Below are 11200 nucleotides of genomic sequence, written 5' to 3' on the forward strand. Positions count from 1 at the left end.
TCGAGAGCGCACATGGAGACAGCGCGGCGAGCGTTGTTTTGTTGCGCTATTCTGGGGATCGAATTCAAGCGGGTGGACAACATGCTCTGGCAGGCATTGAGCGCAGCGCGCGATATCGGCCGCATGCAGGACATCGCATCGGTCCTGATTCGTTACGGTTTCGGGGATGTTGTGCAGCGCGTCGGTATGGCCGGCGCGCTCGAGCGCGCTGGCAAGGTGTTGCACTGGAAGGAAGCCGAGGAACTGGCTCAATTGAAGCCGCCGGCGAGAGTCCGCCGCGTTCTCGAAGAGCTCGGCCCGACCTTCGTCAAGCTGGGGCAGGTCTTGGCCACGCGCGTCGACCTGTTCGGTCCCGAGTGGTTGAGCGAGTTCGGCAAGTTGCAGGATCACGCACCGCCGGTGGCCTGGGAAGAAATCGAGAAGCAGTTGACCGAGGATCTCGGTGCGCCGCCGGACGACGTTTTCGAGCGGGTCGAGCACGAGCCGCTTGCCGCGGCGTCGCTGGCCCAGGTGCACAGGGCCTGGCTGGAAGACGGAACAGGTGTTGTCCTGAAAGTCCGCAGGCCCGGAATTCGTCCAACCGTGGAGGCGGACCTGCGGCTGCTCAAGCGCTTGGCAGAAGTGATCGAATCGGAAGCCACGGAACTGAGCCACTACAAGCCCCGGCTGCTGGTGCGCCAGTTTGCGCAGTCGTTGCGCCGCGAGCTGGATTTTGCCGCCGAATGCCGCAATGTCGAGCGCATCGCAGCCAACCTGGAAGAGGATTCGGGAATCGTTGTTCCGGACATTCACTGGGAATTCAGCGGTGAACGGCTCAATGTGCAGAACTGCCTGGAAGGCATTCCGGGCAGTGACCTGGAGGCTGTTCGGGAGGCCGGACTCGATACCCACCTGATCGCTTCACGCGGCACGCGCGCCATTCTGCTCATGATTCTCGAGCACGGTTTCTTCCACGCCGATCCGCACCCGGGCAACGTCATGTATTTGTCCGACAGCCGCATCGGCTTGCTCGACTTCGGTATGGTCGGGCGCCTGTCCGAGCAGCGGCGGCAGGAAGTCGCCGAACTGCTTCACGGTCTGGTCTCGCGCGATGCCGAGTCGGCCGCCCGGATCTTGGTTGACTGGAGCGAGGAAGGTGATCTCAACGAGTCGCGCCTGCGCGAGGACGTCGCCGAATTCATCGATCACTACCACGGCGTTCCGCTCGAACAGCTCGACATCTCCGCGATGATCGGCGAGATCACGGCCGTCTTGCGTCAGCACCACGTGGTATTGCCTGCCGACCTGGTGCTGATGTTCAAGGCTTTTCTCACGCTCGAGGGCATGGGGCGGTCGCTTGATCCGGATTTCGACATGGCCGGAGAGGCCGCCCCCGTGATCGAGGAGGTGCTCAGTCGGCACTACTCCCCGATCAATATCAGCCGGCGTGTCCAGAAAACCCTGTTTCAATCTTTACGATTGCTGGCCTCGCTGCCCGATGACTTCAGCAGACTCCTGCGCAGCGCGCGGCGCGGTCGGATCGAGGTGCACGTCGACATTAAGGAACTTCGGGATGTGTCGGTTCGGCTCGACCAGGCGGCCAGCCGCCTGACTCTGGGCGTCGTCACGGCGGCACTGATCATCGGTTCGGCCATCGTGCTCAACGTGCAGGGCGGGCAGGGCGATGGTTTGCCGCTGTTCGGGCTACTCGGTTTTATCGGCGCGGCCGTCGGCGGTATATGGCTCCTGGTATCGATCTGGCGCAGCGGCCGCGAGTGAATGGCAATTGACGCTTTCGGGCCGGTCGGCTAACGTGCTACCCAGTCTGCCCGGGAGTAGCACATGAATCCAGAGAAGGTCGTATTCGGCTTCTTCATCTTGCTGGCGCTGACGCTCAACTTCGGGTTTTTCGTCGGTGAGATCGACAACCCCGATCATCACAATGCTTACGAGCTGTTCGCCGCCATCGTGGTGAGCCTGATCGCGACAGTGATGAAGCTGGGCGAGCGCACCCAGATCGGCGCCATTCTGCTTGCCTCGAGCCTGGTGGCCGATCTTCAACTGATCGCGGCGGCCATGGTCTGGGTCGTTTCCGTGCATGTCACCGGGGTCGGGCTGACGCCGGTCGTGATGGCCAGCGTCGTATCGCTCTCCGGCGGGGCCTTGCTGGCCAACATCGTCTCCACCGTCGTCGTGCTGATCGAGACCAGCCGCTTCCGACGCTGAGTTGAACATGCCGCTCTCCCTGCTGCTCGAGCGCATGCGGATTCCGCTGATCATCCTGATCAGCGCCTACGCCGTGGCCACGGTCGGTTTCACCCTGGTTCCCGGATACGACGAAAACGGCGATGCGTGGACGATGGACTTCCTGCATGCCTTCTATGTCGTCAGCTACACCGGCAGCACCATCGGTTTCGGCGAGGTCCCGGCGGAGTTCAGCGAAGCCCAGCGCCTGTGGACGATCGTGTGCATCTACATGACGGTGTTCGCCTGGCTGTTCGCCATCGGCAGCCTGGTCGCGCTGGCGCGCGACGAGAACTTTCATGCCGCGCTGCGACGGGGGCGGCTCAAACGGGCCGTTGCCTCGATCAGTGAACCGTTCTATATCGTCTGCGGCTATGGCGGTGCCGGCCGCAAGCTGGTCGACGACCTGATCCGAAGCGGCCGCCGCGTTGTGGTGGTGGAGTCGGCGGAAGAGGCCATCCGGGAACTCGAACTGCGCGATTATCATGTCGAGGTACCCGGCTTCCGTCTCGACGCCTCGATTCCCGACAACCTCGTGGCGGCGGGCCTTCAGCATCGCTGGTGCTCGGGCCTGCTGGCGATGACCAGCTGCGACTGGACCAACATCAAGATCGCGCTGACCGGGCGGCTGCTCAATCAGCAGCTAGGCGTGATCGCCCGCGCCGATAGCGCCGCCGCCGCCCGCAACCTGGCCTCGTTCGAAACCGGCTTCGTCATTCGCCCGGCCGTGGAGTTCGCCCGGCGCGTGATGCTGGCGATTACACGCCCCCAGGCCTACCGGCTCTACGATCGGCTGACTGAGTCGGGTGCGCCGCATCGCTGGGAACCGACCGGCGATCTCGAGGGCACCTGGCTGGTATGCGGTCAGGATGATTACGGCCGCCTGCTGGCCGACGAGCTGCGTGAGGTCGGCCTGAAGGTACGCATCATCGCCACCGAGCCGCCGGCGGATGGCTGGCCCGAAGACAGCGTGGCCGGCAGGAGCGCCGAGGGCGAAGTGCTCCAAAGCGCCGGCATCGACGACGCCACGGGCCTGATCGCCACGCACGACAGTGACGCCGAGAATCTGTCGACCATCATGACCGCGCGCATGCTCAATCCGGACCTGCTCGTGATCGCTCGGGAGAATCACTTGCACAACCGCGAACTATTCGAGGAAGCCGGTACCCACCTGGCCAGTCCGGTTAGCGGTATGATCGCCGCCGCTGCGCGGCCCGTCCTGGAGTCATCGCTGTTTCCGGAATTCATCGGCCATTGTCTTGCGCGTGACGAGACGTGGAGTCGCCACGTGCTGGAATGTCTGAATGAGCGCGCCGGTGACGGCCGCCTGCAGTACTGGGGAAGCCGCGTGAGCGAAAAACGAACGCCGCCGCTGGCCGCCGCCGTCGAGTCGGGCAAGCCATTCACCGTCGGCATGCTGACGCTCGATCCGCGTGATCGCCATCGCCACCTCGAAGCTGTGGTCCTGATGATCCTTCGTGACGGCAACCCTCTCCTGCTGCCCGATGATGACGAGCCGTTGATGATGGGCGACCGGATCCTCTTCTGCGGGAGCCCCCGCTCGGCCGAGCTGATCTGGGCGGTGGCCGTCGACCATGATGTCGTTAACTACCTGCAGACCGGTCAACCGCGCCTGGCCCGCCGGCCCTGGTGGCGCAAGGCCGTTGCTTCCTGAACTACGGGTCTTTTTTCGATGAACAGCAGTGAATTTCGCCGCCACGCCCACGAGCTGGTCGACTGGATGGCCGACTATCTCGACGAGCTTGAGCAGCGCCCGGTCAGGGCCCGCGTCGAGCCGGGGGAAATCGCCGAACGTCTCCCGGACATCGGTCCGGACTCGGGCGAGGAAATGGCTTGGATCCTGGCGGATTTCCGCGAACTGATCGTGCCAGGCATGACCCACTGGCAGCACCCGATGTTCATGGGTTATTTCCCGGCCAACAGTTCCTATCCGTCCGTTCTGGCGGAGATGCTGACCGCCACCCTGGGCGCGCAATGCATGAGCTGGGAAACGTCCCCGGCAGCGGCCGAACTGGAAGGGCGGGTGATGAGCTGGTTGCGCGACTGGCTCGGCCTGCCGGCGACATTCGAAGGCGTAATCCAGGACACGGCCTCGACCGCCACGCTCTGTGCGCTACTGAGCGCGCGCGAGCGAGAGACTGGCTTCGAGATCAACGAGCAGGGATTCGCCGGGCAGGGCGAACGTCGTTTTGCCGTCTACTGCTCCACCGAAGCACACTCGTCGATTGAAAAGGACGTCAAGATCGCCGGCTTCGGCTCGGCTTCGCTGAGGAAGGTGACCGTCGATGAGTCCTTCGCCATGCGGCCCGAAGCGTTGGTCGAGGCCATCGAGGCTGACCGCGCACAAGGTGTCACGCCGCTGTGCGTGATCGCCGCGCTCGGCACCACGAGCTCGACGGCTATCGATCCGATCGACGCCATCGGCGAGATCTGCCACGAATACGGTATCTGGCTGCATGTCGATGCGGCCTACGCCGGCACGGCGCTGCTGCTACCCGAGTTCCGTTGGATGCTGGGCTCGGCTGAGCACGTCGATTCGTTCGTCGTCAATCCGCACAAGTGGATGGCCACCAATTTCGACTGCACGGCCTACTATGTGCGCGACGTCGAGGCCCTGGTGCGCACCTTCGAGATCCAGCCCGAGTACCTCAAGACTCGCGCCGACGAGCAGGTGCGCAACTATCGCGATTGGGGCATCCAGCTGGGTCGACGGTTTCGCGCGCTCAAGCTCTGGTTCGTGATGCGCTCGTTCGGCCTCGAAGGGCTGCAGACGATGCTGCGGCGGCATATCGAGTACGGGCAGTTGCTGGTCGAAACGATCGACGCGGATGAAAACTTCGAGCGCATGGCGCCGGCGCCGCTCAACTGTGTGTGCTTTCGCTGGCTGCCGACGGGAGAGCACGACGAGGCTGCGATCGAGAAAGCCAACCAGGCCTTACTGGCTGAAATCCAGGACGGCGGCGATTTGTATCTGACCCATACGCGTCTGGGTGGCCGCTACGCGCTTCGTATCGTGCCGGGTCAGACGCGCGTCGAGCGCTCTCACGTGGAAAAGGCGTGGGGGTTGATTCTGGAGGTAGTCGAGAGCCTGGAGGGAGCCTGAATGATGCTGCCTTCGATCCTGCCCTTAAATTTTCAAAACGGCGACGGGCAGGGCGCCCGCCGCCTTTACCGGTCCGCTTACCAGATGCTGACGCGGTCTTTGGGCGCCAGGTAGAGTTCGTCGTCGGTATCGACGTCGAAGGCCTCGTACCAGTCATCCATGTTGCGCACCACGCCATTGACGCGATACTTGGCCGGGCTGTGGGGACCGCGCACGAGCTGGGCCCGCAGCGATTCCTCGCTGGCCCAGAGGTTGCGCCAGACCTGTGCCCAGGCCATGAAGAAGCGCTGGTCGCCGGTGAAACCGTCGAGCACCGGCGCTTCGCCGTCGGAATGATCCTCGAGATACATCCGGTAGGCGTGGTGGGCGATCGACAGGCCGCCCAGGTCGCCGATGTTCTCACCCAGCGCCAGCTCGCCATTGATGTTCATGCCCTCGATAGGCTCGAACTCGTTGTACTGATCGACCAGCCGGCCGGTCCGCTGCTCGAACTGTTCGCGCGAAGCATCCGTCCACCAGTTGCGAAGTACGCCATCGGCGTCAGAGCGTGAGCCCTGGTCGTCGAAGCCGTGGCCCATCTCGTGTCCGATCACGCCACCGATCGCGCCGAAGTTGACGGCCGGGTCGGCGTGAGGATCGAAGAACGGCGGCTGCAGGATGGCGGCCGGAAAGACGATTTCGTTGCGCGTGGGATTGTAGTAAGCGTTGACTGTCTGCGGCGTCATGCCCCATTCCCATTCTCTGACCGGCTCGTCGAGCTTGGCCAGCTGGTCGGACCACGACCATTCGGCCAGGCGCCGGCTGTTGCCGATGAGGTCGTCGGCAGCAATGGTCACGTCGGAGTAGTCGCGCCACTTTTCGGGATAGCCGATCTTGGGCAGGAAGGCTTCGAGTTTGCGATGCGCCTGCTTCCGGGTTTCTGCGTCCATCCAGGGCAGGGTGTCGAGGCGCGCGGCGAAGGCGCGGCGCAGGTACTCGACCAGTTCCATCATCTGCTCACGGTAGTCGGGCGGGAAATGGCGCTCGACATAGACCTGGCCGACCAGTTCACCCAGACGGGAACTGACGAAGTTGATACCGCGCTTTTCCCGCTCGCGCTGTTCCTCGACGCCATCGAGACGCTTCTCGAACAACTCGAAGTGCGCCTGCTGGTAAGGCTCGGAAAGCAACGGGGCATGATTGTTGATCCAGTGGAAGGCGTGCCAGGATGCCCAGTCCTCAACCGGGGTTTGGGCAAAGACTTTGCTGTTGGCGTCGATGGCGGTGTTGGTGGCGACGACCATTTCCTCGATCCCGTCCAGGCCACGTTCGGCCAGAAAGGCCTGCCAGGGAAAATCCTCGGCATTTTCGGCCAGTTCGGCCGGTGTCATCAGGTTGTAGTTAGCCTGGCGGTCGCGCGACTCAACGCGGGTCCAGTGATTCTCGGCCAGCTTTTGCTCGAGCGCCAGGACTGCGTCGGCGCGCTCGTCTGCGCGGTCGACGCCGGCGCGCTCGAAGGTCGCGGCGACGTAGTCGCGGTAGGCCTGACGGTGGCCCGGGAAGGGCTCGTTTTCGCGCGTGTAATAGTCGCGGTCGGGCAGGCCGAGTCCGCTCTGGCGCAGATACGTCACGTAGCGTTCCGGGTTGCCCTGGTCGAGCGTGACGTAGGCGGCCACGAGTGAACCGGTGCCCTGGCGTCCCATCCAGCGGGCGGCGGCTTCGTGCGAGTCGATCGCCAGCAATTCGTCCAGGGTTTCTCGAATGGGCTCCAGGCCGCGTTCCTCGATGCGGTCGGTGTTCATGTAGCTGGCGTAGAGATCACCGACCTGCTGCGACGGGCTACCCGGCTGCGGATCTTTTTCGGCCAGGTCGCCGATGATTTCGTCAACGCGTTCTTCCGACAGGATGCGCAGCTCGGTGAAGGAGCCCCAGCGCGAGAACCCCTTGGGAATTTCCGTCGATTCCAGCCAGCCGGCATTGACCCATGTGAAGAAGTCGTCGCCGGGATCGACCGATTCGCTGATGTTGGCCGTGGCGATGCCCCAGTCGCCAAGCTTGGCTTCGGCCGAAGCGGCCTGCTGATCCTGGGCGTGTGCGTGCGCGCCGAACAAGCCTAGCAGGGCGGCGATGGTCAGGAGGTGATGTCGTTTTGTCATTCGGTGTCCCCGGAGAGTTTCAGGTTTCAGGTTGAACGGACAGCGGTTCTTGGCGCGGGTTCAACCCGGGATCATGTCGGCGGCGAAAATCCATCCGAGCAGGACGGACATCAGGCCCGTCACCAGACCGATCATGAGCAGGTTGATGAGGAAGCCGGCGCGTGCCATCTGCGGGATGGTCACCAGGCCGCTGCCGTAGACAATGGCGTTGGGCGGGGTGGCCACGGGCAGCATGAAGGCACAGCTGGCGGCCACCGCGGCGGGGGCGGCCAGCACGATCGGATCAAGCCCCATACCGACCGCCACCGACCCGAGGATGGGCAGGAAGGCCGCGGCCGTGGCAGTATTGCTGGTCACCTCGGTGAGGAAGATCACGGCGCTGACGGCCAGGACGATGAGGAACAGGACGGGTAGCCCGTCGAGCTGCCGGAAGGCCGCGCCGATCCATTCGGCCAGCCCCGAGTCGCTGATTCCGGCAGCCAGGCTCAGGCCGCCGCCGAACAGGATCAGGACCTCCCAGGGCAGGCGGGTCGTGTCGCGCCAGGACAGCACGAAGCGCCACTCGCGCCAGTCGGTAGGTACCACGAACAGCAGCAGTGCGCCGAAAATGGCGATACCGGTGTCCGACAGGCCGGGAAGCCAGGTCTGGAGGAGCGGGCGCGTGACCCAGAGTGCAGCGGTGAGCACGAAGATCGCCGCGACCTGTTTCTCGGCGCGGTCCATGCGGCCCAGGCGCGCCAGCTCGCCGCGGATCAATTCCCGGCCGCCGGGAAGCTCGCCGATTTGAAGCCGAAAGATCACCCGGGTCAGCAGGACAAAGACCAGCGGCAGGGCAATGATCACGAGCGGAAGCCCGACGAGCATCCACTGGCCGAAGCCGATCTCGAGGCCGTGATTATCGAGCAGGTAAGCCGCCAGCAGGGCGTTGGGCGGCGTGCCGATAAGCGTGCCCAGTCCGCCGATGTTGCAGGCATAGGCCAGCGCGAGCAGCAGGGCCAGGGCGAAGCCGGATCGATGGGCTGGGTCCGCCTCGCCTTCGACCAGCCGGGTGACCGACAGCGCGATGGGCAGCATCATCATGGCCGTGGCCGTGTTCGACACCCACATGCTCAGAAAGGCCGCCGCCACCATGAAGCCGGCAATGATCGCTCTCGGCTGGGTGCCGACGCGACGGATAATGGTGAGCGCGATGCGCCGATGCAGTCCGGATTGCTCCATGCCCAGGGCGATGATGAACCCGCCCAGGAAGAGGTAAATCAGGGGATTGGCGAATGGTGTCGTCGCCCCGGCGATATCGCTCACGCCCAGCAGCGGAAAGAGCACGATCGGCAGCAGGGCGGTGGCGGCGATCGGCAGCGCTTCGCTGATCCACCACACGACCATCAGCGCGGCGACCGCCGCGACATGCCATGCCGCTTCGGACATGCCTTCGGGTGCCGGCAGGACCAGCATGGTCACGAATACCAGCGGGCCGGCGATCAGTCCGATGCGCGGTCGCAAGCTGCCATTGTCTTCCGGGCCGGCACTCATGGGGCGAAAGGATAACGGCTCATGCCGTGCCGCGAGCCGGCAGTGTCCGCAGGCTGCCGGCGAAGATCAGGTACTGGGCCAGCATGTAGATCGCGATGATCGCTGGCACTGAATGTTCGAAATCCGCCACGAAGCGCGTGATGCCGATCAATGCGTCGGAGACGACGAACAGCGCCGCGCCCGCGAACAGGCGGCCGGGTCTCGATCCGACCGTAGCGGCAGTCACGGCCATGATGACCAGCGCGGCGACGTAGACGGCAACGGGGAGGCGATCGGTGCCCAACCCCGGCCACATCCAGGACAGCACGATCAGGCCGAAGGCGACCACTGGCATCCACCAGGCCCATCGGGTCATGAATGCCTGGCGGTGGCGGAAGAAGGCGATCGAATACGCGATTTGGGTGACCAGGAAGCAGCCCAGGCCGAAGGTGAAGTAGTCGTGTCGGTCCAGCGCGAGAAACAGATCCCCACCGGCCGCGGCGACGAAACCGATGGCCATCGGCCAGGCGGCGCTCGGCTGGAGGAACCTCGCCAGTACGGCCGCCGCGATCAGCATCGGCGTGAACTTGAGAATCCAGCTTCCGGGCACCGGCGGCAGCCAGAGCGTGATCCAGTATGTGACGGCGACGATGATGAAAGCCAGTCTGGCCGTCCGAGTCGAGTTGTCCAAAGTGGTCATCTCATTGAACCTCAGAATGGAACCTCAGAATGTCGAAAGGCCCGTCGCTTCCATCACCCGGTATTGCCAGTAGCGCAGTCGGGAGTGATCAGCGTAGTGCTCGTAGGGCAGGCTATAGATGCGGTCCGGTCGGTTCGACCAGCGTTCCTCGAAGAATTCGATAATGTTCTGCATGGCCTCGATGTCGTCATTCATGGCCAGCTCGATGTTGGTTTCCAGATTGTAGTTGTCGAGATTGCGCCGCGTGAAATTGGCCGAGCCGGCAAGCACCCGATAGGGTCCGTTGCCCGGACGCAGGATCAGCATCTTGCCGTGGCACTGTTCGCCGCGCGTGTTGCACCAGCGCACGGGAACGCCGGCCTGGTGGAGCTCCCAGGCGACCTGTCGATTCGGGACACCGTTCTTCTTGCGTCCGAAGGCGTCCTCGTTGGGGTCGAGCACGACGCGCACGGCGGCGCCCCGTTCCCGGGCATCGATCAGCGACTCGATCGTCTCGCGGTGCGACAGGTAGAACATGAGCAGGTCCAGCGAATCGCCGGCTCCTGCCGAATCGATCATGGCCAGCGCGGCGTCCCGGATGGCCGCTTCGGTGAGAACGCGCACCTCGGCCACGGTGGGCCGGGCCTGATTGAAGGACAGTGCCGGCCAGCCGGGTTCGCGCCCGGTCGAGAAGCGCAGGACGGCACGTTCGGTCTCGAGCAGGTCGCCCACCGCCGGACCATCGAAGGCGATGGCGATATTGTCGTGCCGGCTGCTGGCATCGTGCGGATTGGCCGAGGTGACCAGAGCTTCCGGGCCGCCTTCGCCGGCGACCACCAGGGTCTTGCGATGGTTGGCCTTGAAATTGAGCATGGTGAGGTAGGTTCTCAGCGTGACCTTGCCCTCACCGACGGGGTTGGGCAGCCATCCGCCGCTGTGACCATTGCTGAACCATTGACAGCAGATGCGCCACGCCGCCGACCAGAGTGGATTGGAGTCGCGCAATGGCTTGAGATCGGTCTCAACGACTTCGACGCCCGCTCGCTCGAGTTCAGCGAACAGCGGCTGCTCCACACCGCCGTACAGATCATTGAACGGGTCGGTGATCAGCACCGCCCGGAGCGAATCGTGAGCACGGCTCTCGGTGACCAGGGCGTCGACCAGCTGTGCCGACAGCGGGCGATACCCGTCACCGGCCTGGCCGGCAAACTGGTTGACCAGGAAGAAATCGGTGACCAGAAGTGACTCGGCCCGCTCGATCATGGCAAAAGCCGCGTCGAAGATCTCGCGCTCGTTGTGTTGGCGGCCTTCGGCATCCAGCCAGGTCGAATCGGCGTGAAAGCGGATCGTAGTCGCCGGCCGCCAGGGCCCGGCCAGGTTCAGTCCCTCGGGCAGCGGCTTGAGTAGATGCCAGGCGGCAGTTGCCAGGTAAACGGCGGCCAGCACGAGCGCGCCGAGAGCCAGAACGCGTTTGGGGCGCCAGCGCCCCCGGATTTCGCTCGCTTCCTTCATGGGCTGGGATTATGGCCG

Annotated in this window: 8 protein-coding genes; 4 read left to right on the forward strand and 4 right to left on the reverse strand. The window is 64.2% G+C overall.

Annotation, left to right across the window (positions count from 1 at the left end; genetic code table 11):
- Positions 1-12: 12 nt before the first annotated feature.
- The 4 genes from ACDC66_RS03995 to ACDC66_RS04010 all read left to right on the forward strand — a co-directional run bounded on the left by ACDC66_RS03995 (position 13) and on the right by ACDC66_RS04010 (position 5347).
- Complete coding sequence (locus ACDC66_RS03995; protein WP_376695381.1) at positions 13-1758, forward strand: ABC1 kinase family protein; 1746 nt, start codon at positions 13-15, stop codon at positions 1756-1758.
- 63 nt (positions 1759-1821) lie between these two features.
- Positions 1822-2205, forward strand: a complete 384-nt coding sequence (locus tag ACDC66_RS04000; protein ID WP_376695382.1) for a DUF6394 family protein — start codon at positions 1822-1824, stop codon at positions 2203-2205.
- A 7-nt stretch (positions 2206-2212) separates the two neighbouring features.
- A complete protein-coding gene (locus ACDC66_RS04005) occupies positions 2213-3898 on the forward strand; it encodes an NAD-binding protein (protein ID WP_376695383.1) in 1686 nt (561 codons plus the stop codon).
- A gap of 18 nt (positions 3899-3916) precedes the next feature.
- Positions 3917-5347: a pyridoxal phosphate-dependent decarboxylase family protein gene (locus tag ACDC66_RS04010; RefSeq protein ID WP_376695384.1), complete on the forward strand. Its 1431-nt coding sequence runs from the start codon at positions 3917-3919 to the stop codon at positions 5345-5347.
- 77 nt (positions 5348-5424) lie between these two features.
- On the opposite strand, the gene ACDC66_RS04015 is transcribed toward ACDC66_RS04010, so the two are convergent.
- The 4 genes from ACDC66_RS04015 to ACDC66_RS04030 are packed head-to-tail and all read right to left on the reverse strand — an operon-like array spanning position 5425 to position 11182.
- Positions 5425-7482 carry a M13 family metallopeptidase gene (locus ACDC66_RS04015; protein ID WP_376695385.1) on the reverse strand — a complete coding sequence of 686 codons (2058 nt, stop codon included), beginning with the start codon at positions 7480-7482 and terminating at the stop codon, positions 5425-5427.
- A 60-nt stretch (positions 7483-7542) separates the two neighbouring features.
- Complete coding sequence (locus tag ACDC66_RS04020) at positions 7543-9012, reverse strand: SLC13 family permease (protein WP_376695386.1); 1470 nt, start codon at positions 9010-9012, stop codon at positions 7543-7545.
- Positions 9013-9031: 19 nt separating this feature from the next.
- Positions 9032-9691: a lysoplasmalogenase gene (locus tag ACDC66_RS04025; RefSeq protein WP_376695387.1), complete on the reverse strand. Its 660-nt coding sequence runs from the start codon at positions 9689-9691 to the stop codon at positions 9032-9034.
- Positions 9692-9715: 24 nt separating this feature from the next.
- A complete protein-coding gene (locus ACDC66_RS04030) occupies positions 9716-11182 on the reverse strand; it encodes a phospholipase D-like domain-containing protein (RefSeq protein WP_376695388.1) in 1467 nt (488 codons plus the stop codon).
- Positions 11183-11200 lie beyond the last annotated feature (18 nt).

The sequence above is a fragment of the Wenzhouxiangella psychrophila genome (genome assembly GCF_042310375.1).
Lineage (GTDB): Bacteria > Pseudomonadota > Gammaproteobacteria > Xanthomonadales > Wenzhouxiangellaceae > Wenzhouxiangella.